This window comes from Phytopseudomonas flavescens, assembly GCF_900100535.1.
In the GTDB taxonomy this organism is placed as follows: Bacteria; Pseudomonadota; Gammaproteobacteria; order Pseudomonadales; family Pseudomonadaceae; genus Aquipseudomonas; species Aquipseudomonas flavescens.
In genome coordinates, this window is sequence record NZ_FNDG01000010.1 from 80421 (window position 1) to 103699 (window position 23279).

The window sequence follows — 23279 nt, forward strand, 5'->3', positions numbered from 1 at the left end:
GCATTACCTCTGGTGAAGGGCGGGTAGCGGTTCAGGAAGTCTTGCGGGCGATGGTCCAGATGACCGTCGTCGAACGCGTGCCGGGGTTGCGCCAGCGGCGCGGGGTGGCGCCGTCGTAGCAGAAGCTGTCGCCGGTGTGCAGGCGCAGCAGGCGATCCTCGATCACCAGCTCCAACTGGCCCTCGATGATGTAGCCGACCTGCTCGCTGCGTTGCGTGGTGAACAGCCCTTCGCCAGTGGAGCCCTCCGGCTCGATCACCACCCGGTACAGCTCGACGCCGCCGGCCGAGCCCGGCGGCGTCAGGTTCTCCTTGTGGATACGGCGTGTCTGCACGTCGATCAGCGGATGCTGGCCGGCGCGCACCACCGTGCCGCCGGCCTCGTTGCCGGCTGCCTGGGTGTTGCGGATGAGCTGCTCCATGGGCAGCGCCAGCTCCCGGGACAGCGTGCTGAGCGTGCGCAGGGACAGCGAACGCAGGCCGCGTTCCGCCTGGCTGAGCAGGCTGACCGATATGCCCACCGCCTCGGCGACCGCCTTCAGTGGCTTGCCCAACTGCTTGCGGCGGTGGCGAAGCTGCTCGCCGAGCCAGATATCGATAAAGGTATTGATTCGCTGCGCTGAGTGGTCTTGGGGCGAATCGTCGCTGTCGGGTGCCATGGCTGCTCTGTGAAATTTTCAATAATGTGTAATTTTCACAAAGCAAGTCTCGCGCCATGTCGTCTCCCCAGGCGCTGTAAGGGGCCTGTGATCCAGCAGGCGAGCGCGTGCACGGCGCTGGAGCATGCCTGCCCGACTTTGCGGTGTTTCTGTGCGGCGCGGTGGGGAAGGGGCGGTAGCGTGGTGATTCCACACACTGACGATCAGCGCGAAGCGCCCATGGCGGGTCGGCTCCCGGAGCGGCTGGTGGCGCAGGCGGCCGTCGGGTGGATCGGGGCGTGTCGCCAAGCGTCGCCTACGCGCACCGCTCCACCCTGCGCCTGCGGTGGCCTCAGACGGCGCGCACCAGGCTGCGCAGCGGCACCGTGCTCTTGACCACCGGCGATTTGATGACGATGTAGCTGAAGTACTTGTCGATGCCGATGTTCCTGTCGAGGATCGACTCCATCAACTCCTGGTAGTGCTGGATGCTGCTGCACAGAAAACGCACCAGGTAGTCGTAGCCGCCGCTGATCAGGTGGCATTCGAGCACTTCATCGATGTGGCGGATGCTCGACTCGAATTTGACGAAGTCGGCGCGCTTGTGGTCGCCGAGCGTCACCTCGGTGAAGACGGTGACCGAGTTGGCGAACTTGGCCAGGTTGACATGGGCCTCGTAGCCGCTGATGTAGCCGGCGGCCTCCAGGCGTTTGACGCGTTGCAGGCAGGGGCTGGGCGACAGGCCCACCGCCTCGGCGAGGCTGACGTTGGTCATGCGGCCGTCTTTCTGCAGTTGAACCAGGATGTTGATATCGATTCGGTCGAGCTTGGTTGCCGCGTCCATCATTCAATCCTCGCAGTGTTCGATCTCGCATCCGTGTCGTCATGCGTGCAGTGCCAACTGGTGGGCGTGCGCCAGGTCGGCAAGGCTGGCGTATTCGCAGCGCTTGCCATCCAGGGCTTGCGGTGAGCGGTTCCAGGGTGACCGGTTGTCCCGGCGCAAGGTGCAGACGGGGAAGTCCACCCGTTGCGCCCAGGGGTCGTCTGCTTCCGTGCTGCGCACCGGCAGCAGCTCCGGGCGCACCAACTGCAGCCGTTGCAGTTCGCCTTCCAGGCTGCGGTGCCAGTCTTCGCCGTTCGGTTCGACGACCGCGTCGAAGGCCACCGGCAGGCGCCGCAGCAGAGCCTGCACGTCGCTGCCATGGGGAGGCGCGACCAGCAGCAGCCGATAGAACTTGCTCAGGTACTGCAACGCGCCGGGGGCGTCTTCGAAAATCGGCCATTGGGCAGTGGAGTTACTGAACGCCACATGCGCCTCCCAGTCGGGAATGACTAGCAATTGTTGCGCCATGCGCTGGTACAGCCGGGCATGCAGCGAGGCGCTGCTGAGCGCTTCGTCGCCGTGCGACAGCTCGCTGGCCAGCTGCCGGTAGGCCTGCAGCAACTGCTCGTCGCTGGTGGCGCGCGTGCTGTGCACCGCGAGGGACCGCAGGCCATCGAGGATGCCCCGTTCGCGATCAACCACGGTGCCGAGGGAAAAGCCCAGCGCCTTGTACTGGGTAACTTTCATGGCTCACTCCTGAGTCGCGCATCACACTGCCGGCATGGGACAGCCTCCGGCCTCAGCAAGCGGCCGCGAGGGCCTGGTCGAGCATCCGCAGGGCCTCGGCCAACTGTTCAGGCGTGGTCACCAGGGGCGCGAGGAAACGCACCACGTTGCGTTGCACGCCGCATTTGATCACCAGCAGCCCGGCATGCCGGGCCTGGTCGATGACCGCCTGGGCGAGTGCCGCGTCCGGGCTCTGCCTGGCGTCGTCGCTGACCATTTCGATCGCCTGCATGAAGCCCAGGCCACGCACGTCACCAATGCGCGGGTAGCGCCGTTGCAAGGCCAGCAGTCCTTCACGCAGTTGCTTGGCCCGTGCCTCGCCCTGAGCCAGCAGGTCCTCCTGCTCGAACAGCTCGAGAACCGCCAGGGCCGCCGCGCAGGCCACGCCATTGCCACCATAGGTACCGCCCAGGCCGCCGGGGCTGGGCGCGTCCATGATCTCGGCACGGCCGACCACCCCCGACAGGGGCATGCCGCCGGCCAGGCTCTTGGCCACGGTGACCAGGTCCGGCTGGATGTCGGCGTGCTGGAAGCCGAACATGCGTCCCGTGCGCCCGAAGCCGGCCTGGATTTCATCGAGGATCAACACGATGCCGTGTTCGCTGCAGCGCGCCCGCAGGGCCTGGAGAAACCCCTTGGGCGCCGCGAGGAAGCCACCGTCGCCCTGTACCGGTTCGATGATGATCGCGGCCACGCGATCCGCCGCGACGTCGGTGGCGAACAGTTCGTCCAGTTCGGCCAGGGCCTGGTCGCTGCCGATGCCGCGAAATTCGTTGGGGTAGGTCGCGTGGTAGATCTCCGCCGGGAAGGGGCCGAAGTTCTGCTTGTAGGGCTGGCTCATGCCGGTCAGGGTGACCCCCAGCAGGGTGCGGCCGTGGAAGCCGCCCCGGAAGGAAATCACCGCGCTGCGGTTGGTATAGCCGCGGGCTATCTTGATGGCGTTTTCCACTGCTTCGGCGCCCGTGGTGAACAGCACGCTCTTGTAGTGCGCGTCGCCGCCGATCATCGCATTCAGACGGGCTGCGACCTGCAGGTAGGCCTCGTAGGCGACCACTTGGAAGCTTGCATGGGACAGCTCGCCGACCTGGCGGCGCACCGCGTCGACCACCCGTGGATGATTGTGGCCGACGTTGAGCACGCCGATACCGCCGACGAAATCCAGGTAGCGCTTGCCGTCCACGTCCCACAGCTCGGCGCCGCGGGCGCGTGCCGCGACCAGCGGGTGGGCGGTGGCGATGCCACGGGGCACGTGCTGGTCGCGCAGGGCCAGCAGGCGCTGGTTCTCGGTCGATGCAGAATTCATCTTGATCTCCATGAGCGCCGTCGCCGGCGGGGCTGTGACCAGCATAGGGGGGGCCCGGAGCCACAAGCGCTGAACTTCGCCCGGGCAACGCAGTGATCGGCTGTTTTGGCTGCCGCGCGCGACACATTCGGCTGGAGGCCGCCCAGGGGCGAGCGGCAGGCGGACATTCAGCGGCTGGTGCGGGGCACCACGATGGTGTCTTCGGGATGCAGGCGCATCAGCAGTGGCGAGCCGATCGGCGGCAGGCTCAGGTTGCCCTCGTGGTGGCTGGCCTGGCGCAGGCTGACCGTCGGCCCGCCCTCCAGGTCGACGAACACCTTGAGGCTTTCACCCTGGAAGACGATGTCGGAAACCCGGCCGCGCAGGCGGTTCCACTCGGGGCCGGCGCTGTCGTTGTCGAGCAGCAGCTTTTCCGCCTGCAGGGCCAGCAGCAGCTCGCCCGAAGACGGGATCGGGCGGGTGGTGCTGAGGGCCGTGCCGCCCAGGGTCAGGCTGTTGTCGGCGCCGCGCTGCAGCGGCACCAGGGTGCTTTCACCGATGAAACTGGCGACGAAGTCATCGGCGGGATGATCGTGCAGGCGCCGCGGCGTATCGACCTGCACCAGCTGGCCGCCGCGCATGATGGCGATGCGGTCGCTCATGGTCAGGGCTTCACGCTGGTCATGGGTCACGTAGATCATGGTGGCGCCCAGGCGCTTGTGCAGGGCGCGCAGCTCGATCTGCATGGTTTCGCGCAGCTGCTTGTCGAGTGCCGACAGCGGTTCGTCCATGAGAATCAGCTTGGGCTCGAAGACGATGGCACGCGCCAGCGCCACCCGCTGGCGCTGGCCACCGGAGAGCGCGGCGATGTCGCGCTCCTCGTAGCCGCCGAGTTCCACGGTGGTCAGCGCCTGCTGCACCCGCGCGCGGCTCTTGCTGGCGCTTTCGCCACGGGCACGCAGGGGAAAGGCGACGTTCTCGCCGACGGTCATGTGCGGGAACAGGGCGTAGTTCTGGAATACCACGCCGATCTCGCGCTTGTGCGGCGGCATCAGGGTGACGTCACGCTCGCCGAACAGAATGTTGCCGGAGCTGACCCGGATGAAACCGCCGAGGATGCTCAGCAGGGTGGTCTTGCCCGAGCCGGAGGGGCCGAGCAACGACATGAACTCTCCCGCTTCGACGTCGAGGTTCACGTCCTTCAAGGCGCTGAGGCTGCCGTAGTTCTTGCAGACCTGGTTGACGCTGACCGATTCGAAACCCTGGGTGAACTTCATGGCGCATGCTCCTGTACTGGACGGGATTACCGAGTGTCCGAGCGGTTGATGGGAACACAGGCGCAGAACCGGTTCGTGCCGTTTTGCACGACCGGGAGAACAGGATCTGCTGCGCGCGCCTAGCCCAGGCCGCCGATGTGCCAGGCCTTGATCTCGAGAAATTCGTCCAGGCCGTACTTGGAGCCTTCGCGGCCCGTGCCGGACTGCTTCATGCCGCCGAATGGCGCCACCTCCATGGAGATCACCCCGGTATTCAGACCGACCATGCCGAACTCCAGGCGCTCGCCGACCCGCCAGGCGCGGCGCATGTCCTGGGTGAAGTAGTAGGCGCCCAGGCCATAGGGCGTCGCATTGGCCAGTGCCAGGGCCTCGGCTTCATCCTTGAAGCGAAACAGCGGGGCGACCGGGCCGAAGGTTTCCTCGTTGGCCAGCAGCATGCTGGCGCTGGCGTCGCGCAGCACGGTCGGTCGCACGTACAGATCGTCACCCTGCGGCAGGCCGCCGGTCACCACGCGTGCCCCCTTGTCCAGCGCATCGGTGATATGCGCGCTGACCTTGGCGACCGCCGCCGCGTTGATCAGCGGGCCGATGGTGGTGCCGGCCTGGCGGCCATCGCCGACCCGCAGCTCGGTCACCGCGGCGCTCAGCCGCTCGGCGAAACGCTCGTAGATGCCGTCCTGCACCAGGATGCGATTGGCGCAAACGCAGGTCTGCCCGGCGTTGCGGAACTTGCTCTGCATCACCCCGGCGATCGCCAGGTCGAGGTCGGCATCGTCGAATACGATGAACGGGGCGTTGCCACCCAGCTCCAGGCTCAGGCGCTTGATGCTGGAGGCGCACTGGCTCATCAGCAACTGGCCGATGCGCGTGGAGCCAGTGAACGACAACTTGCGTACCGCCGGGTTGCCGGTCATCTCGCCGCCGATGCCGGCGGGCATCCCGGTGAGCACGTTGAAAACCCCGGCGGGAATGCCGGCGCGTTCAGCCAGCACCGCCAGGGCCAGGGCCGACAGCGGCGTCATCTCCGAGGGCTTGACCAGTACGGGGCAGCCCGCGGCGAGTGCCGGCGCGCACTTGCGGGTGATCATCGCGTTCGGGAAGTTCCAGGGGGTGATGGCCGCCACCACGCCGATGGCTTGCTTGAGCACCAGGATGCGGCGGTCGGCGCTGGGCGAGGGAATGGTGTCGCCGTAGATGCGCCGGGCCTCTTCGGCGAACCATTTGACGAAGCTGGCGCCGTAGGCGATTTCGCCACGGGACTCGGCCAGGGGCTTGCCCTGTTCGGCGGTCATGATCAGGGCCAGGTCTTCCTGGTTGTCGATGATCAGCCGGTACCAGGCTTCCAGGAACGCGGCGCGCTCTGCCGCCGGCACCTCCCGCCAGCTGCCGAAACGCGCCTCGGCGGCGGCGATGGCGCGTTTGGTTTCCGCTGCCTGCAGCGCCGGAACCTGGGCGATGACGCTGCCGTCCGCCGGGTTGCCGACCGCCAGGGTGCCGCCGTCATCGGCCTCGATCCACTGGCCATTGACGTAGGCGCGCTCGACGAGGAGGGAAGGGTCACGCAATTGCTGTCTCAACATGATCGGATGTCCGTGGGGGCTGAACGATGCTTCGATTGTAAGAACGCACGGCCGCTGGCCGATGCCGATATACCGCCCGGGCAGGGCGTTTGCTGCCGAACTGGCGGCCCTGGCAGCAGCCTCTGCCGCCGTCGGGCCAGCGGGGATCACGACGGCTTGTTGCGCCCGGCGATGACCACCAGCAGCAACGAGGCCAGAATCAGCAGCGAACTGATGGCCGCGATGGTCGGGTCGATTTCGTCGCGCAGGGCGGTGAACATGCGCTTGGTGAGGGTCTGGTTGTCGCCGCCGGAGATGAACAGCGCCACCACGGTTTCATCCAGCGAGGTGATGAAGGCGAACAGGGTCGCCGATACCAGGCTCGGCTTGATCTGCGGCAGGGTCACCGCCATGAAGGCGCGCAAGCGGTTCATGCCCAGGCTGCGGGCGACCATTTCCTGGGACATGTCGAAGTTACGCAGGCCGGCGAGCAGGGCGATGATCACGTAGGGCAGGGCCAGCATGATGTGCGCCAGCACCAGCCCGCTGAGGGTGCTGACCAGACTGACCCGGGCGTAGACGAAGAACACGCCGGCAGCGATCAGGATGATCGGCACCATCATCGGCAACAGCAGGATGATCTGCACGGCGCGGATCACCTTGAGGCTCGAGTTGTTGATCGCATAGGCCGCCGCCATGCCGATCGGCAGGCTGATGGCGGTGGTCAGTACCGCCGTGATCAGGCTGACCCGTGCCGCGGACATCCATTCGGCGCTCTGGAAGAACGCGCTGTACCAGCGCAGTGACCATTCCTTGGGAGGGAACTGCAGGAAGCGCGCCTCGGAGAACGACATCGGCACCACGATCAGCACGGGGATGATCAGGTAAAGCAGGATGACGGTCACCAGCAGGCCGAACAGCAGTTGGGAGAGGCGCAGGTGGCGCAGGGTGGCCAGCAGTTTCATCAGCGTGCTCCGAGGATGCGTTCGATCGCAATGAAGCGGTTGATGCCCCAGAAGATCAGGAACACCACCAGCAGCAGCACCAGGCCGACGGCACTCGCCGCGCCCCAGGCGTGATACAGCTCGACGTTGCGCTGTACCAGCATCGACACCAGGATGGTGCGCCCGCCGCCGAGCAGTTCCGGGGTGATGAAAAAGCCCAGGCAGATCACGAACACCAGGATCGAGCCGGCCATCACGCCCGGTGCCACCAGTGGCAGGAACACCCGGCGGAAGGTGTAGAACGGCCTGGCCCCCAGGCTGTCGGAGGCCTGCAGCAGGTCTTGCGGAATCTTCTTCATCACCGCGTAGAGCGGTAGCACCATGAACGGCAGCATCACGTGCAGGGTGCCGATCACGGTGCCCGTGGTGTTGTGCATCAGGTTCAGGGGCTGGTCGATGATGCCCAGATCGATCAGCGTCTGGTTGACCACCCCACGCCGCTGCAGCAGCACCAGCCAGGCGTAGGAGCGCACCAGCACGCTGGTCCAGAACGGCAGGATGACGCAGAGCAGAATCAGGTTGGCCCAGAAACCCTGCAGGCGTGAGGCTGCGTAGGCGATCGGAAAACCCATCAGGATCGACAGCAGGGTGACCAGCACGCTGATCCTGAAGGTCAGGGCGAAGGTGTCCCAGTAGATGGTTTCTTCGAAGATGCGCAGGTAGTTGGCCAGCGAAAAGCCGCCCTCGCTGTACACGGACTGCAAGGCCAGCCAACACAGCGGCAGGATCAGCAGCACCACCACCATGATCAGTGCCGGCAACAGCAGCAACAGCATCGAGGCGTGCTCCTTGCGTTCTTCGCGATGCAGCGCCTGGGCGTTGCTGGCTGGCGGCACTGGCCGGCCGCCCTCCTGCAAGGCTTTGGCGAGATAGGCATTGCTCATGTCGAACCCTCGTCACGGCTGCGGGCTGACGCTACGCCAGCATGAGTGGATGGTTGACCCTGCCAGGCTCGGGCCATGGGGCCGCTGCCTGCGCAGCGCGTGGCGGCGCCCGCGGTCCGGATGCTGCCTGGCCGAACCTCGTCGAGGGGCCGGTAGCCCTGGCGCGCCGCCGGCATTCACTGTATCGGGATCGTCACGCAGGAAGCGGTCGTTGACGGTGCCCCGGCCAGCGCTTTGTTGCGAATTGCAGGCGCTGCGCGGCATGTCCTGCGCTCGGGGCGTATCGACCTGGCGACGGCATCGCAGTGCAGGGCGTCGCTGGCCCATGGACGAGGGCGGCTATTTCTTCTGTACGAAGGACAGCCAGCGTTCTTCGGCTTCGACGCCGGCCGGCGACGCCCACCATTGCGCGGACAGCACCGCCTGGCGGGAGAGGTTGGCGGGGGATGACGGCAGCTTGCCGGCACGCTCGCTCGGAATGATCCCGGTGTCGAAGGCCTCCGGGTTGAGCGGGCCGTAGTCGATGATCAGGGGCAGGGCGGCCTGCAGCTTGGCATCGATGGCTTCATTGACGAATTTCATCGCCGCGTCCTTGTGCGCCGAGCCCTTCAGCACGCAGAGCGAATTGGTTTCCAGCACGCCCTGGGCATAGTCGAAGGCCACGGGCGCGCCATCGGCCTGTACCGCCGTGATACGGCCGTTCCAGGCCTGGATCATGTCCACTTCGCCGTCGCTGATCAACTGCGCAGACTGGCCGCCGGAGGTCCACCAGGTGGCGATGTGCGGCTTGATCGCCTCGAGCTTCCTGAACGCCCGGTCGACGTCCAGCGGGTAGAGCATGTCGGGCGCCACACCGTCGGCCATCAGGGCGATTTCCAGGGTCGGGCGCGGTAGGTTGCGCAGCGAACGCTGGCCGGGGAATTTCTCGGTATCCCAGAAATCCGCCCAGGTCTTTGGCGCCGTGTCCGCGTCGAAGGCGTCGGTGCGGTAGGCCAGCACGGTGGAGTAACTGATGTAGCCGACGCTGTAAGCGTCCTTGAGTTCGGCCGGCAGTTTGGCGGCGTTGGGGATCAGCGCCAGGTCGAGTTTCTCGAACAGACCCTCCTGCTGGCCGCGAATGCAGTCGCCGGTCGGCAGGTCGACCACGTCCCAGCTGACCTTGCCGCTTTGCACCTGGGTCTTGATGATCGGGTAGGCCTTGGGTGAGCTGTCCTGCTTGAGGGTCAGGCCGAGTTTCTTGGCCGCGGGCTCGAGAATCGCCCTGGATTGCGCCTCCTGGTAGGCGCCGCCCTGGGAGACGAAGGTAATGTCTTCGGCGAAGGCCTGGGCGCTGGCGCTGACCAGCAGGGCAAGACCCGCTCGAGTGAACGCGTTGCTACGTGGGGTGGTCATGGTGGCTCTCCAGGTAGTCGGCAGGTTGGGGCGACGAGGGGCGAATCGCTCGGCGCGAGCAGGTCGCCCTAATGTACGGCGAAGGCCCAGGCCGAAACGCGCACAAATCGACGGCTGCACAGGGGTTTTATTGCGAAATGACGGGAGGCCGCAGCATGTCCTGCGTTGCCATGAGCGGCGCCAGCGCTGGTAGCGCACGGCGCGCAATCAATGAGCGGTACTGGTGTCCTCGGCGGGCGCGGCAGGGCCGTCGTCCGCGCGGGGCGGCTCGGCGCCCCGGTAGTCCGGGTGCTCGGCCTGCAGCTGGCGCAGACGCGCCAGCGGATCCTGGCGATAGAACAGGCGCAACTGGGCGTACACCGCCGGAAAGGCTTCGTCGAGCAGGTCGGGGGCGTTGAAGAAGTATTCGCTGGTCACCGCGAAGAATTCGGCGGGGTTCTCCGCCGCGTAGGGGTCGATAGCGGTCTGCGCCTGCTCATCGGCGTCCAGCTCGGCGTTCAGGCTGTCGAAGGCGTGCTGCATGGCGCTGGCCCATTGCTGGACATCCATATTGCCGTGCAGCGGCGGCAGGCCGTTGGCGTCGCCGCCGAGCATGTCCAGCTTGTGCGCCAGTTCGTGGATCACCAGGTTGTAGCCTTCCCAGTCGCCGCTGGCCTGCACGCCGGGCCAGGCGAGAATCACCGGGCCCTGTTGCCAGGCTTCGCCACTGTGTTCACCGCTCCATTCATGCTCGATGCCGCCGGAGTCGCGGTGCCGTTGCGGGCTGACGAAGTCGTCCGGGTAGAGGACCACCTCGTGGAAGCCCTGGTACCAGTTCAGCTCGGCCAGGCCGAGCAGCGGCAGTTCGGCCAGCGTCGCCAGGGTCAGGCGGTCGTGGTGATCCAGTTCGAGGCCGGGCAGCGTGGTCAGGTGCTTGCCGTGCAGAAACAGCACGGCGCGTTCGCGCAGGCGCTGCTGCTCTTCTTCGCTGAGGCCGTCGAGAATCGGCAGGCGCTGGCGCACAACGGCCCAGCTGCTGTCGCTGAGCGGATGGCGAGAGAGGAGGCGGCGACGGCGCCAGGCACTGAACGACCACATGACAAAAGCTCGATGGCAGGGTGGCGTCACCTTAAGCAGACCATTCGCTTACCGCAAGCGCGCAGGCGTTACGCGCTGAGGGCAATGGGATGCCTGTTTGCCTGGCAGATGCACCTGGCAGCGCCACGCGACTGAGTCTTGCGCGCCTGGGGACGCCTGGCAGGCAGGATGCGGGGCGCCGCTGTGCTAATCTGCGGCCATGTTTTCACTCGGTTCGCCCGGCCTGCGGCGCGCCTGTTTTCGAGGTTTTCATGCATATCCACATTCTCGGCATCTGCGGTACGTTCATGGGTTCGCTGGCGGTGCTGGCCAAGGCGCTGGGCCATCGCGTCACCGGCTCCGACGCCAACGTCTACCCGCCCATGAGCACCCAGCTCGAGGCCCAGGGCATCGAGCTGCTGCAGGGCTACGATCCGGCCCACCTGCAGCCGGCCCCCGACCTGGTGGTGGTGGGCAATGCCATGAGCCGGGGCAACCCGGCGGTGGAATACGTGCTCAACCAGGGGCTGCCCTACGTGTCGGGGCCGCAGTGGCTGGCCGACCATGTGCTGCAGGGCCGCTGGGTACTGGCGGTGGCTGGCACCCACGGCAAGACCAGCAGTTCGAGCATGCTCGCCTGGGTGCTCGAGCATGCGGGCATGGCGCCGGGTTTCCTGATCGGTGGCGTGCCGCAGAACTTCGGCATTTCCGCACGCCTGGGCGATACGCCGTTCTTCGTGGTCGAGGCCGACGAGTACGACAGCGCGTTCTTCGACAAGCGCAGCAAGTTCGTCCACTATCGCCCGCGCACCGCGATCCTCAACAACCTGGAGTTCGACCACGCGGACATCTTCCCGGATCTGGCGGCCATCGAGCGGCAGTTCCACCACCTGGTACGGATCATTCCCGGCGAAGGCCTGGTCATCCACCCGGCCAGCGAAACCGCGCTGGCGCGGGTGATCGGCATGGGCTGCTGGACGCCCGTGCAGACCACTGGCGACGGCGGCCAGTGGCAGGCGCGCCTGCTGGCTGCCGACGGCTCGCGGTTCGAGGTGAGTGTCGATGGCAAGGTCGAGGGCGTGGTGGCGTGGGGGCTCACCGGCCAGCACAACGTCGCCAATGCCTTGGCCGTGCTGGCTGCCGCGCGGCATGTCGGCGTGGTGCCGGCGCTGGGCATCGAGGCGCTGGGACGTTTCATCAATGCCAAGCGGCGCATGGAAAAGGTCGCCGAAGTGAAGGGCGTGACCCTCTACGACGACTTCGCCCACCACCCGACAGCCATCGCCACCACCCTCGACGGCCTGCGCAAGCGGGTTGGCGACGAGCAGGTCATCGCGATCATCGAGCCGCGTTCCAATTCCATGAAACTCGGCGCCCATCGCGATGGCCTGGCCGAGTCCGCCGAGCAGGCCGATGCGGTGTTCTGGTACGCGCCGCCGAACCTGGGCTGGGATCTGGCGGCTACCGTGGCTGGCGCTGCCAATCCGACTCAGGTCTGCGATTCGCTGGAGGCGATCATCGCTGGGGTCAAGGCGCTGGTGCGTCCCGGCACCCAGGTGGTGATCATGAGCAACGGTGGCTTCGGCGGCTTGCACGTCAAGCTGGCCGCGGCGCTGGAGGCATGAGCGTGGCCGGACCGGAGCGCATCACTCTCGCCATGACCGGCGCCTCCGGTGCGCAGTATGGGTTGCGGCTGCTCGACTGCCTGGTGCGTGAAGACCGGGAAGTGCATTTCCTGATCTCCAAGGCCGCGCAATTGGTGATGGCCACCGAGACGGACGTCAGCCTGCCGGCCAAGCCCCAGGCCATGCAGGCGTTTCTCACCGAATACACCGGTGCCACCGACGGGCAGATTCGTGTCTACGGCAAGGAAGACTGGATGGCCCCGGTGGCCTCCGGCTCCGGCGCGCCCTCGGCCATGGTGGTGGTGCCGTGCAGCACCGGCACCTTGTCGGCGATCGCCACCGGTGCCTGCAACAACCTGATCGAGCGTGCCGCCGACGTGGCCCTCAAGGAGCGCCGCCAGCTGATCCTGGTACCCCGCGAGGCGCCGTACTCGAGCATTCACCTGGAACACATGCTCAAGCTTTCCAACCTGGGCGTGACCATCCTGCCGGCCTCGCCAGGCTTCTATCACCAGCCGCAGACCTTGGACGACCTGATCGACTTCGTCGTCGCGCGCATCCTCAACTGCCTGAATATCCCCCAGGACATGCTGCCGCGCTGGGGCGAGCATCACCTCAACAGTGGCGATGAGTAAGCACGCGCTCTGCGCGGTCCTGCTGGCCTGCCTGCACCTGGGCGGCTGTGCCACCGCGCGTACCCTGGACGCCGCCAAGCCCGGTGCGCCAGTGGTTTACGCCGGTACTCGGCTGGACTGGTATGCGCTGCAAGGCGGTTGCTGCCCGGTCGAGCGTTTCGGTGCCGAAGCGCCTGGCTATGCCGCGGTGGACCTGCCGGCCAGTGCCTTGCTCGATACCCTGCTGTTGCCGCTGTCGCTGGCCAAGGCTCTGGGCATTGGTTTGCAGGTCCGCGGTGGTGGGTAGGCTGTTTTGACCGGGCGAGGGTGGTTTCTTGATGGGTTGCACCTACGCGGCCCGACCCATCCTACGGTCGGAAGTGTATTACCTGTGGGAATGGGCCATGCCCGTGACTTTTCGCGGGCATGGACTGGTCGTCCCCGCCCGCTCCCACTAATCTCTACAGGCGGAGACGGCCTGTCGCCCCGTAGGGTGGACCGGGACGCGCAGTCAACGCTCTTTTTGTCCACCATTGCGGTCATAGAAACGGTGGATGGGTGAAGCGTCAGCGACGCGCCCCGATCCACCCTACGAATTGGTGTGAGACCGCGCTCGCTTCAGGCTTAGATCGGCGTCAGCAGCGGCTCGCCACGGAAATGCCGGTCGATATTGCCGAGGAACTGCGTTAGCGACTGCTCCAGCGCCTGGGGCGAGTTGCCGCCCATGTGCGGGGTGATGGTCAGGTTGTCGAGGTCGAGCAGTTCACTGGGCGGCAGCGGCTCGCTCTCGTAGACATCCAGCGCCGCGGCACGGATGCGTTTTTCGCGCAGTGCACGGCCCAGCGCGGCGGTGTCCACCACGCTGCCGCGCGCCACGTTGACCAGATAACCCTGCGGCCCCAGGGCGTCGAGCACCTCGGCGTCGACCAGATGGAAGGTCGAGGCGCCGCCAGGAATGGCCACCACCAGGCAGTCGCTCCAGCGCGCCAGTTCCAGGGCGCTGGCGAAGTAGCGGTGCGGGCTGCCCGGCTTGGCCGAGCGGTTGTGATAGGCCACCGGCATGTCGAAGGCCGCGGCGCGGCGGGCGAGTTTTTCGCCGATGGCGCCGAGGCCGAGAATGCCCAGGCGCTTGCCGCACACGCCATCGGTCATCGGCAGCGCATCGCGCCAGATGCCGGCGCGGCAGGCGACGTCCAGCCGACGCACATCGCGAATGGCGGCCAGCAGCAGAGCCATGGCGTGATCGGCGACGCAGTCGGCATTGCTGCCAGCCCCGTTGCTCAGGGCGATGCCACGGGCACGGGCTGCCTCCAGGTCGACCTTTTCATAGCCCACGCCGAGGGTGCCGACGAAGCCCAGCTTCGGCAGGCGGGCGATTTCCTCGCCGGTCAGGCCGATGGTGCCGATGGTCAGTACCGCCTGCACGCTGTCGGCGTGCTCGGCGATGGCCGCTGTCCGCGCGGCGGCGTTCGGCGCATGGGTTACCTCGAAGCGCTCGGCGATACGCGCCAGGCTGGCCTCGCTGAGCGGGTTGAGAATCAGCAGGTGCGGTTTCATGGTGGCTCCAGGGTCAGGGGGCGGCGACTTCGCGGTTTTCAACGGGCAGCGACTGGCATACATCCACCCACTCGGCTTCGACCAGCTCGGCCATACGCGCCGGGGCGATTCGCACCGCGCTGTGGATAGATCCCGCAGCCGGCACCACTTCGTCGAACGCGCGCAGTGACACATCGCAGTACACCGGCAGTGGCGTGGCGAGGCCGAACGGGCAGACGCCGCCGACCGGGTGGCTGGTCAGGGCGAGTACGGTGTCGGCATCGAGCAGCTTGGCCTTGCCGCCGAAGGTTTCCTTGATCTTGCGGTTATCGATGCGCGCATCGCCACGGGCGACGATCAGCAGGTTGCGCCCGCCCATGCGCAAGGCCAGGGTCTTGGCGATCTGCCCGGGCTGTACGCCGTGGGCCTCGGCGGCCAGGGCCACGGTAGCGGTGCTGGTGTCGAGTTCGATGACGTGCAGGTCGGGCGCCTTCTCGGCGAAGAAGGCGCGAACGGAGTGCAGGCTCATGGGGCGGCTCCCGGTGCAAAGCCACAACCATGTCGCGTCATGCGCGGCGAGGTCAAGCCTCAGCCAGGTAATCGCAGGCGGCTGCGCCCGCGGCTGATGTCGGCGAGCAGGCGCTGCAGGGCTTCGATCTGTGCCGGCGGCACGGCCAGTTGCAGCTCGGCGCCATGGGCGTCGAAGATTTCCTGCTCCAGCACGGCGGCGAACTCCCCCAGGCGCGATTTGAGCAACGCCAGCTCGGCGAATCCGCAGTGGCAGGTACAGGAGAGGCGTGCAACCTGCTCCTGGCGCTCGGCGTGCTGCAGGCACTTGTTGGCGCTGCCGCCATAGGCACGGGCCAGGCCGCCGGTACCGAGCTGGATGCCGCCATACCAGCGCGTCACCACCACGGCCACGCCATCGAAGCCCTGGGCTTCGATGGCCGCGAGGATCGGCCTGCCTGCCGTGCCACCGGGTTCGCCGTCGTCGCTGAAACGATACTGCTGGCCGATCTTCCAGGCCCAGCAGTTGTGGGACGCGCCCGGGTCGCTGGCTTGCTCGATGAACGCCTGAGCGTCCCCTGTATCGGCGATGGCGCGGGCCTGGGCGAGAAAGCGGCTCTTGCGGATTTCCTCGCGGTAGTCGCAAGGCGCGAGTAACAGAAAGGGCATCAGACGCTCGGTTTCAGACCACAGCCCTTGAGGATGATGCGCACCAGGTTGTCGGCGGCGGCCTGGTAATCCTGTTTGGTCAGGCGCGAGCGGCCACGGACACGACAGATCTGCGAACCGAAGTCGGCATAATGCTGGGTGCTGCCCCAGAGCAGGAAGATCAGGTGCAGCGGATCCACCGGGTCGATCTTGCCGGCGGCGATCCAGCTCTCGAACACCGCGGCGCGACCGCGGAACCAGGCCAGGTAATCCTGGTTGAAATACTGCGACAGGTACTCGCCACCACTGATCACTTCCATGGCGAAGATGCGCGAAGCTTTCGGGTAGCGGCGTGAGTATTCCATCTTGGCGCGGATGTAGCGTTCCAGGGCTTCTGCCGGATCGTCCTCTGCGCTCAGGTTGTTGAATGTGCTGTCCCACAGTTCGAGGATGTTGCTCAATACCGCCAGGTACAAGCCCAGCTTGTTGTTGAAGTAGTAATGCAGGTTGGCCTTGGGCAGATTCACCGCCTGGGCGATGGTGTTCATGCTGGTGCCTTTGAATCCGTGGCGAGCGAACTGCTCTTCCGCGGCGCTGATGATCGCCTCTTCGTTCTTCTGCCGGATACGGCTGGCCGGCTTGTCGGGAGTGGCGCGATGGGCAGGAACGTAAAGGGTCATCGAAGCGATTCCGGGTTGATCATGGAGCGGGCGGATGAACAGATAACCCACCGCCGACGCAGTGACAAGCACGGATGCAGAAAAAGTGCCGCCACTTCTCAGCTCGGCGCTGCAACCTGCTCTCGTGTCGAAGCCGGAGGCCGGCGTACTCGGCAACAGGCCTGGACGATCCGCCTGCGCATGGCCGCATCTGGCAGCCGGCCCTGGCCGGCCTTGAGGTTGTCGACCAGATCGAGCGGGTTGGCGGTGGCGAGACGGCGAAGGCCGTGGACGGCAGCCAGCGCACACTGGCTGCAAGGGGCACCGCCCTGGAGAAAATGGCGACGGCTGGGCATGTGTCCTCCTTGCATCCGCAGGGGTGGAAAGACGGTGGCAGGCCAGCCTGACAGATTAGCTGCCAGACCCCCCTTGCATCGCCATCGCCGCCAGGTCAGTTGTTACCTGCTCAGCGCCTCACAGGGCACTGCTCTCGCCGCGGTGCGCCCAGCCCGTCAGGCGCTTCTCGAAGAAGGCGAACAGCTCGTACATCGCCACGCCCATGGCGCCGATGACGATCAGGCCGGCGAACACCAGGGCCATGTCCATGGACGAGCTGGCGGCCATCATCAGGTAGCCGATGCCGAGGTTGGACGCCACCGTTTCGGAGATCACCGAGCCGACGAAGGCCAGGGTGATGGCCACCTTCAGCGAGGCGAAGAAATAGGGCATGGCCCGTGGCAGGCCGACCTTGCGCAGAATGTCCAGGCGCGAGGCGCCGAGCGAGCGCAGCACGTCTTCCAGTTCCGGCTCCAGGGTGGCCAGGCCGGTGGCGACGTTGACCAGGATCGGGAAGAAGGAAATCAGGAAGGCGGTGAGGATCGCCGGCACCGTGCCGATGCCGAACCACACCACCAGCACCGGTACGAAGGCCACCTTGGGGATGCTGTTGAAACCCACCAGCAGGGGATACAGCGCGCGGTAGACCAGCGGCGACAGGCCCACGGCGATGCCCAGCAGCAGGCCGACCGCCACGGCGATGGCGAAGCCGGCCAGGGTGGTGAACAGCGTCTGGGTGGCGTGCATGAGAATCGGTTCCCAGCGCGCCAGGCCGGCCTGCCACACCGCGCTTGGCGCGGGGAACAGGTACTCGGGCACCTTGAAGCCGGTGCAGATGGCTTCCCAGACGATCAGCAGGAACAGGACAACCAGCCAGGGCGCCAGACGGATCAGTTGTTTTTCAGTGAGCATGGCAGTGGATCTCGTGGAGGTTCAGGACTCGCGGATGCGTCCGATCTGCTCGCGCAGCAGGTGCACGTCGGCGGCGAAGGCTTCGCTGTAGGTGGCTTCCAGGGTGCGCGGTCGCGCCAGTTCGATGGGCTTGCGCAGCAGGATGCGCCCGGGACGCTTGCTCATCACGTACACGGTGTCGGCGAGGAACACCGCTTCGCGCAGATCGTGGGTCACCAGGATCACGGTGAACGGCTCGCTGCGCCACAGCTCCTGCAGCAGGCACCAGAGTTCCTCGCGGGTGAAGGCGTCGAGGGCGCCGAAGGGTTCGTCGAGCATCAGCAGGCGCGGCTTGTGGATCAGCGCGCGGCAGATCGAGGCGCGCTGCTGCATGCCGCCGGACAGCTCCCAGGGAAACTTGTCCTCGTAGCCGGCCAGGCCGACCCGCGCCAGCAGATCGCGGGCCTGCTGCTCGTAGCTCTGGCGTTCGCGGCGCAGGTTGGAGCGGTACGGCTCGACGATCTCCAGCGGCAACATGACGTTCTGCAGGGTGGTGCGCCAGGGCAACAGGTTGGAGGCCTGGAAGGCCATGCCGATGCATTTCTGCGGACCGCCGACCTGGCGACCGCCCAGGTAGACATAGCCGGCGCTGGGTTCGCGCAGGCCGGACACCAGCTTCATCAGGGTCGACTTGCCACAGCCGGACGGGCCGACCACGGCGACGAACTCGTTCTCGCGCACCGTGATGTCGATCTGCTCGATGGCCAGCGGCCCGCCTTCGTTGTAGGCCAGGCTGACGTTTTCAAATTTGACGAATTCCATGGAACACTCTCTGGCTGTGCTGCATCCCCGGCGCGGCAGGCGACGCCGGAAGGCTTTCAGGGCAGTTGGCGATCCGCCGCGGCGGGCAGATGGGTGGCGTCGAACAGGCTGTCCGCCGCGGGGGCGCTTTGCAGGCCATAGGCGCTGACGGCTTCCTCGATGGCGCGCTGCAGGCGCTCGGCTTTCACCGCGCCGAGGCCGATCTCGCGCACTTCGTCGGTGACCACGTTGGCCTCCAGGGCCAGCTTCAGGCGGCGCAGTTCAATAGCCTCCTTGGCCAGGGGATCCTGCTTGACCACGTAGGCCACGGCGCTGTCGGGATCGGCCAGGGTTTCCTGCAAGGCCTTGTTGAAGGCGCGCAGGAAACCGTTGACCAGTTCGGGGTTGTCCTGCAGCAGCTTGTCGCTGGCGATGATGGCGTTGCCATACAGCTCCACGCCGTACTGCGGATACGGCAGGCTGACGATGTCCTCCGGCTTGACCCCGCGGGCCTGCAGGTTGAGCACGCTGGTGAAGTAGAAACCGGTGATGGCGTCCACCTGGCCGCGGGCCAGCAGGGTCTCGCGGATCGCCGGGTCGACGCTCTGCCAGGTCACGTCGTCCGTGGCCAGGCCGTTGTGCCGGGCGAACGCCGGCCAGGCCTTGCGCCCGGCGTCGAACACCGGGGCGGCGAGGGTCTTGCCCTTGAGGTCGGCGGGGCTGGCGATACCCGAGGACTTCAGCGCGAACACCGCCGCCGGGGTGTTGTTGTAGACCATGTAGACGGCCTTGAGCGGCGTCTGCGGGTTGCCCGCGCTGTATTCGATCAGGGCGTTGAAATCGGCGAAGCCGATGTCGTAGGCGCCGGTGGCGACCCGGGTGACCGCACCGGCCGAGCCATTGCCGGCATCGATGCTCACGTCCAGGCCCTCTCTGGCAAAGTAGCCTTTCTGAGCGGCCAGCAGGAAGGGGGCTGACGGGCCTTCGAAGCGCCAGTCGAGGGTGAATTTGACGGGCGTCAGGGCGGCGGCCTGGGCGCTGGCCATCAGCCCGGCCAGAGCCAGGGTGCCAAGGCATCTGCCGGTTGCGGCGAGCAGGCGCCGTGGAGGTGTGAGTCGTGTCATCGAGGCTTCTCCGGCGCCGCGGGAACGGCGCATTTTCCTTGGCTTAGAAATGCACCTTGAGCATGGCGCTGGCGGTGTTCTGGTTGGTGGTGAAGGCCGAGCTGTCCTCGATGCCGAACCTGTTGCTCCAGTAGTCGTACTCGATACCGACGTAGACTTGCTGCTTACCCCAGTCCAGCGCCTTGCCCAGGTCGTACTTGATCTGCGGATTGATGTGCAGGTTCCTGGCCAGGTAATCGCCTCTGGCCTTGGAGCCGGCATCGTTGACCACCCAATCGATGTAGCCATCGATGAGGATGTCCGATTTGCCGACGGGAATGGTGATGGCCCAGGTGGGAGTGATCTGCCACTGACCGGACGGCTTGCCGGTGATGCCGTCGGGCTTGCGGTAATACAGATTGATGCCCAGACGGTCGAAACCGGGCACGTTCAGGTCCACCGCCGGCCCCAGCAGGTAATTGCGATTGCGGTTCTCGCCGCGCTCGTAGGTGGCGCCGATCAGCACGTCCTTGACCGGGCCGAAGGTCAGGTCGCTGCCGCTGATCTTGCCCAACGACAGGCGCGGGCTGAACTCGCCATAGTAGGTATGCCCGGCATTGCCGCTCTCGCCGTTGAACCACTTGTTGTCGACGAACAGGAACATGTCACCCCAGCTCCAGCCGCTGGCATGTTCGAACGTGACGGTCTGCTGGATCGGCTCCTCGACCTTGAAGTTCTTGCCATAAAGGTAGGACAGGCTGTTGTTCTGCCACAGCAGCGGGCTGTCGGCATGCGCCTGGCTGGCCAGCAGGGCTGCGCCGGTCAGTACCAGGCACTGGACTTTACGATTCATGGAGGCTCCTTTGGGCGTGCTTTTCTGATTTTTTTCCTGTCCGTTCGGACAGGTGTCGGCCCAGGTGCAATTTTCTGTCCAGTTGATCAGATTTTTGAAAATAAACGTCTCACGGACTCGCCACCGATGGCGAAAATGCCGTCTGCTCAATTGCATACGACCGTTGACGCGATGGTCTGGCAGCGCGAGGGGGGCGAGTGCGAGGCGGTGGTTGCACGGCAAAGCGAATTTCGTGCTTCGAACGGGAGCCCGATGCACTGAATGGGTGCGCTGGAGGAAGCCCGCTCTAGTCCTGCTATCCGGCGTTGTGCCTATTGGTGGCGCCGTGCATCCGGGGCGCGTGGCTGACGCTTTCTCGTCCACCGCAAAGCCGCACGACGGTGCATCGATGCCCGCAATCCATCCCAGACGTCAAGCGCGCGCCGTCCTTGGCTGGCCCGCTCACGTTGCATGCGCACTGGATGCCGTTTTCCGCCAACCGCCGCTTTCAGCGTGATCCTCGGATGATCGTCGTCGGCGCAGGCGCCCGGCCGGGCGACGACGCCGCGCGCTGCCGGCCAGCAGGCCGGCGAAGAATGCTTGGTCAGCTGAAGGCCTGGACGATCCGCTCGCGCAGTTGCGCATCGGGCAGGCGGCCCTGGCCGGCCTTGAGGTTGTCGACCACGTAGCGCGGGTTGGAGGTGGCCGGAATCACTGCGGTAACCGCTGGGTTGGCGAGGATGAACTTGAGCAGCAACTGCGCCCAGGACGTCGCATCGATCTCGTGGGCCCACTCCGGCAGCGGTTTGCCCTTGACCCGGCCGAGCAGCTGCGCGCGCTGGAACGGGCGGTTGATCAGCGTGGCGATGCCATGCTCGGCGCAGTAGGGCAGCAGGCGTTTCTCGGCGTTGCGCTCACCCACCGAATAGTTGAGCTGGACGAAATCGACCTTCTCCTTGGCCAGTACCCCGAGCAGGTCGTCGTGGGCCGATTCGATGTAATGGGTGATGCCGATGTAACGCACCTTGCCCTGCTCGCGCAGCTCACGGGCCAACGCCAATTGCGTGGTGGTGTCCTGCAGGTTGTGCACCTGCAGCAGGTCCATTTTGTCGGTCTGCAATGCCTTGAGGCTCGCCTCGAACTGCGCCAGGCCACGCTCGCGACCGGTGCTCGACAGTTTCGAGGCGAGAAAGGCCTTGCCCTGGGTCCGGGTGCGCTTGAGCAGTTCGCCGGTCACCGTCTCGGCAGCGCCGTAGCTGGGCGCCGTGTCGATCAATGTGGCGCCGCCGTTGATAAAGGCACGTACCACCTCGTCCAGCGGTTTCAGGCTGGCGTTGTCGAGGCTGACGTTGAAGGTTTGCGAAGTGCCGAGGCCGATCACCGGCAGCGCCTCGCCACTCGAGGCGATCTTGCGTTGCAGCAGGGGCGCCGGGTTGGCGGCTAAGGCCAGGCCAGGCAGCATCTGGCTGCCGGCGGCGAGGGTCATCAGGGCAGCGCTTCCCTGCAGGAAATGGCGACGGCTGGGCATGGTGTGCTCCGTAGGCTGGAATGGCTGAAAGGTGCTCAGCACAGACTAGTCGCCCGCTGCGGATGCGAGGGACCTCTGAGGCAAGGCGGGGAACCAAATGTTACAGGGTTTCTCAAATAGGGCCTGCCACCGTCTGGTGCGGCTCACCCATCCCGGTTCGCGGCGCCTGCAAGGTGACCGCCGAACCCTTGCCGAAGGACCTGCAAGCATGTCTGCATATCACCTGTCTCTCGCCGCACTGGCGCTGGCCACGATCTCTCTGGGCGGCTGTATCCGCTACCAGCATATCCCGCCGCATACCGCTGAGGGCCTGGCCTGTGTGCAGCGCTGTGACGACCAGCAGCGTCAGTGCCGGGATAGCCGTGACGCGTCGTACCGCGAATTCAAAGGCCTGTACGACATCCAGAACCAGAGTTACCAGAATTGCCTGCACACCACCGAAGACCCCAACCTCAAGACGCTCTGCCCACAGCCGACGGCGCCCGACGGGCCGGATTACCAGGCCTGTACCGAGGTCTACGACAGTTGTTTCACCCGCTGCGGCGGACGCATCGAGCGAGTGAAGTAGACCGCCTCAGGCACTCGCCGCCAGCTCGTCGAGAAAACTCTCCAGCACCAGGTGCGGGCGGCGGCCCTTGCGTGTCACCGAGGCCAGGGTGAGGTCATAGAAGCGTGTGTCCGCCTTCAGCACACGCAGGCGGCCCTCCTTGATCCAGGCGGCAGCGTAGTGGTCCGGCAGGTAGCCGATATAGCGTCCGGTGAGGATCAGAAAAGCCATGCCTTCGCGATCCGAGGCGCTGGCCGTGCAGTTCAGGGCCAGGTAGTGGTTCTGGACGTCGGGCGGCAGGCGGAAGGTCGGCGCGATGGCATCCTGGGCGTTGAGGCGCTCGTCCGGCAGCTCCCGGTCATCGACGTAGAACAGCGGGTGGCCGACCGCGCAGTAGAGCAGCGAGCGCTCGTCGTACAGCGGCTGGTAATCGAGGCCGGACAGGCCGCCGACCATGGGCACCACGCCCACGTGCAGGCGACCGTCGAGCACGCCCTGTTCGACCTCGCTGGGCGGCGTCATGCGGATATGCACGCGCACGTCCGGGCCGCGATCCTTGAGGCGGGCGAGGGCGGCGGTGATGCGCATGTGCGGTACCGTCACCAGGTTGTCGGTCAGGCCGATGTTCAGCTCGCCGCGCAAGTGCTGGTGCAGGCCGTTGACCTCGGTGCGAAAGCTTTCCAGCGCCGCCAGCAGCTGCTCGGTGGAGCGGTACACCTCGCGGCCTTCCTCGGTCAGCGCGAAGCCGGCACGCCCACGCTGGCACAGGCGCAGGCCGAGGCGCTGCTCCAGGTCGCTCATCTGCTGGCTGATCGCCGAGCGGCCGATGCCCAGCACGCTTTCCGCAGCGGAGAACCCGCCGCACTCGGCCACGCTGCGAAACAGCTTGAGCAGGCGGATATCGAAATCGCTGACCTGGGCCAGGGGCTCCGGGCGTCGAACGCTCATTGTT

General features: G+C 66.1%; 25 protein-coding genes. 4 read left to right on the top strand and 21 right to left on the bottom strand.

The window, feature by feature from the left end; genetic code table 11:
- Positions 1 to 31: 31 nt before the first annotated feature.
- From BLR94_RS14425 to BLR94_RS14470, 10 genes are all read right to left on the bottom strand, one after another.
- Complete coding sequence (locus BLR94_RS14425) at positions 32 to 658, bottom strand: helix-turn-helix domain-containing protein (protein WP_084306673.1); 627 nt, start codon at positions 656 to 658, stop codon at positions 32 to 34.
- Between the two features lie 331 nt (positions 659 to 989).
- A complete protein-coding gene (locus BLR94_RS14430) occupies positions 990 to 1481 on the bottom strand; it encodes an Lrp/AsnC family transcriptional regulator (protein ID WP_084306675.1) in 492 nt (163 codons plus the stop codon).
- A 39-nt stretch (positions 1482 to 1520) separates the two neighbouring features.
- Complete coding sequence (locus tag BLR94_RS14435) at positions 1521 to 2207, bottom strand: HAD family hydrolase (RefSeq protein WP_084306677.1); 687 nt, start codon at positions 2205 to 2207, stop codon at positions 1521 to 1523.
- A 52-nt stretch (positions 2208 to 2259) separates the two neighbouring features.
- Positions 2260 to 3549, bottom strand: a complete 1290-nt coding sequence (gene gabT, locus BLR94_RS14440) for a 4-aminobutyrate--2-oxoglutarate transaminase (protein ID WP_084306679.1) — start codon at positions 3547 to 3549, stop codon at positions 2260 to 2262.
- Between the two features lie 167 nt (positions 3550 to 3716).
- On the bottom strand, positions 3717 to 4805 hold the full coding sequence (locus tag BLR94_RS14445) for an ABC transporter ATP-binding protein (RefSeq protein WP_084306681.1): 1089 nt from the start codon (positions 4803 to 4805) through the stop codon (positions 3717 to 3719).
- Positions 4806 to 4924: 119 nt separating this feature from the next.
- Positions 4925 to 6385, bottom strand: coding sequence for an NAD-dependent succinate-semialdehyde dehydrogenase (locus BLR94_RS14450; RefSeq protein WP_084306683.1), 1461 nt, complete (start codon positions 6383 to 6385; stop codon positions 4925 to 4927).
- Positions 6386 to 6531: 146 nt separating this feature from the next.
- A complete protein-coding gene (locus BLR94_RS14455) occupies positions 6532 to 7329 on the bottom strand; it encodes an ABC transporter permease (RefSeq protein ID WP_090423715.1) in 798 nt (265 codons plus the stop codon).
- Positions 7329 to 8252, bottom strand: a complete 924-nt coding sequence (locus BLR94_RS14460) for an ABC transporter permease (protein WP_084306685.1) — start codon at positions 8250 to 8252, stop codon at positions 7329 to 7331. Before BLR94_RS14460 ends, BLR94_RS14455 begins: the two co-directional genes overlap by 1 nt.
- A 339-nt stretch (positions 8253 to 8591) precedes the next feature.
- Positions 8592 to 9644, bottom strand: coding sequence for an ABC transporter substrate-binding protein (locus tag BLR94_RS14465; protein WP_084306687.1), 1053 nt, complete (start codon positions 9642 to 9644; stop codon positions 8592 to 8594).
- A gap of 207 nt (positions 9645 to 9851) precedes the next feature.
- Positions 9852 to 10721, bottom strand: coding sequence for a M90 family metallopeptidase (locus BLR94_RS14470; protein ID WP_084306689.1), 870 nt, complete (start codon positions 10719 to 10721; stop codon positions 9852 to 9854).
- A 251-nt stretch (positions 10722 to 10972) separates the two neighbouring features.
- On the opposite strand from BLR94_RS14470, the gene mpl reads away from it, so the two are divergent.
- Genes mpl through BLR94_RS14485 form a run of 3 tightly spaced genes read left to right on the top strand, consistent with a single transcriptional unit; the run spans position 10973 to position 13246 of the window.
- Positions 10973 to 12325 (top strand): UDP-N-acetylmuramate:L-alanyl-gamma-D-glutamyl-meso-diaminopimelate ligase, encoded by a 1353-nt coding sequence (mpl, locus tag BLR94_RS14475; RefSeq protein ID WP_084306691.1) that lies wholly within the window; start codon positions 10973 to 10975, stop codon positions 12323 to 12325.
- Between the two features lie 2 nt (positions 12326 to 12327).
- Positions 12328 to 12960 (top strand): flavin prenyltransferase UbiX, encoded by a 633-nt coding sequence (gene ubiX / locus BLR94_RS14480; RefSeq protein ID WP_167359761.1) that lies wholly within the window; start codon positions 12328 to 12330, stop codon positions 12958 to 12960.
- Positions 12953 to 13246: a YceK/YidQ family lipoprotein gene (locus BLR94_RS14485; RefSeq protein ID WP_084306695.1), complete on the top strand. Its 294-nt coding sequence runs from the start codon at positions 12953 to 12955 to the stop codon at positions 13244 to 13246. Before ubiX ends, BLR94_RS14485 begins: the two co-directional genes overlap by 8 nt.
- A 317-nt stretch (positions 13247 to 13563) precedes the next feature.
- Here BLR94_RS14485 and BLR94_RS14490 read toward each other — a convergent pair whose 3' ends face one another.
- The 10 genes from BLR94_RS14490 to BLR94_RS14535 all read right to left on the bottom strand — a co-directional run bounded on the left by BLR94_RS14490 (position 13564) and on the right by BLR94_RS14535 (position 21780).
- Positions 13564 to 14496: a 2-hydroxyacid dehydrogenase gene (locus tag BLR94_RS14490; protein WP_084306697.1), complete on the bottom strand. Its 933-nt coding sequence runs from the start codon at positions 14494 to 14496 to the stop codon at positions 13564 to 13566.
- Positions 14497 to 14509: 13 nt separating this feature from the next.
- Positions 14510 to 15004 (bottom strand): YbaK/EbsC family protein, encoded by a 495-nt coding sequence (locus BLR94_RS14495; protein ID WP_084306699.1) that lies wholly within the window; start codon positions 15002 to 15004, stop codon positions 14510 to 14512.
- Between the two features lie 59 nt (positions 15005 to 15063).
- Positions 15064 to 15651: an IMPACT family protein gene (locus BLR94_RS14500; RefSeq protein WP_084306701.1), complete on the bottom strand. Its 588-nt coding sequence runs from the start codon at positions 15649 to 15651 to the stop codon at positions 15064 to 15066.
- The gene (locus BLR94_RS14505; RefSeq protein WP_084306703.1) at positions 15651 to 16310 is read right to left on the bottom strand and encodes a TetR/AcrR family transcriptional regulator; all 660 of its coding nucleotides are present in this window, start codon (positions 16308 to 16310) and stop codon (positions 15651 to 15653) included. Before BLR94_RS14505 ends, BLR94_RS14500 begins: the two co-directional genes overlap by 1 nt.
- Before the next feature lie 98 nt (positions 16311 to 16408).
- Positions 16409 to 16645, bottom strand: coding sequence for a hypothetical protein (locus tag BLR94_RS27185; protein WP_139207454.1), 237 nt, complete (start codon positions 16643 to 16645; stop codon positions 16409 to 16411).
- Between the two features lie 118 nt (positions 16646 to 16763).
- Complete coding sequence (locus tag BLR94_RS14515; protein ID WP_084306707.1) at positions 16764 to 17537, bottom strand: ABC transporter permease; 774 nt, start codon at positions 17535 to 17537, stop codon at positions 16764 to 16766.
- A gap of 21 nt (positions 17538 to 17558) precedes the next feature.
- Positions 17559 to 18338 (bottom strand): ABC transporter ATP-binding protein, encoded by a 780-nt coding sequence (locus BLR94_RS14520; protein ID WP_084306709.1) that lies wholly within the window; start codon positions 18336 to 18338, stop codon positions 17559 to 17561.
- Positions 18339 to 18394: 56 nt separating this feature from the next.
- Complete coding sequence (locus tag BLR94_RS14525) at positions 18395 to 19441, bottom strand: ABC transporter substrate-binding protein (RefSeq protein ID WP_084306865.1); 1047 nt, start codon at positions 19439 to 19441, stop codon at positions 18395 to 18397.
- A gap of 43 nt (positions 19442 to 19484) precedes the next feature.
- Positions 19485 to 20273: an outer membrane protein OmpK gene (locus tag BLR94_RS14530; RefSeq protein ID WP_084306711.1), complete on the bottom strand. Its 789-nt coding sequence runs from the start codon at positions 20271 to 20273 to the stop codon at positions 19485 to 19487.
- A gap of 583 nt (positions 20274 to 20856) precedes the next feature.
- Positions 20857 to 21780 (bottom strand): aldo/keto reductase, encoded by a 924-nt coding sequence (locus tag BLR94_RS14535; protein ID WP_084306713.1) that lies wholly within the window; start codon positions 21778 to 21780, stop codon positions 20857 to 20859.
- A gap of 208 nt (positions 21781 to 21988) precedes the next feature.
- Between BLR94_RS14535 and BLR94_RS14540 the strand changes: the two genes are divergently transcribed.
- Positions 21989 to 22348, top strand: a complete 360-nt coding sequence (locus tag BLR94_RS14540) for a hypothetical protein (protein ID WP_084306715.1) — start codon at positions 21989 to 21991, stop codon at positions 22346 to 22348.
- A gap of 6 nt (positions 22349 to 22354) precedes the next feature.
- Here the strand turns inward: BLR94_RS14540 and BLR94_RS14545 are convergent, their stop codons facing one another.
- Positions 22355 to 23275, bottom strand: coding sequence for a LysR family transcriptional regulator (locus BLR94_RS14545; RefSeq protein ID WP_084306717.1), 921 nt, complete (start codon positions 23273 to 23275; stop codon positions 22355 to 22357).
- Positions 23276 to 23279: the final 4 nt, after the last annotated feature.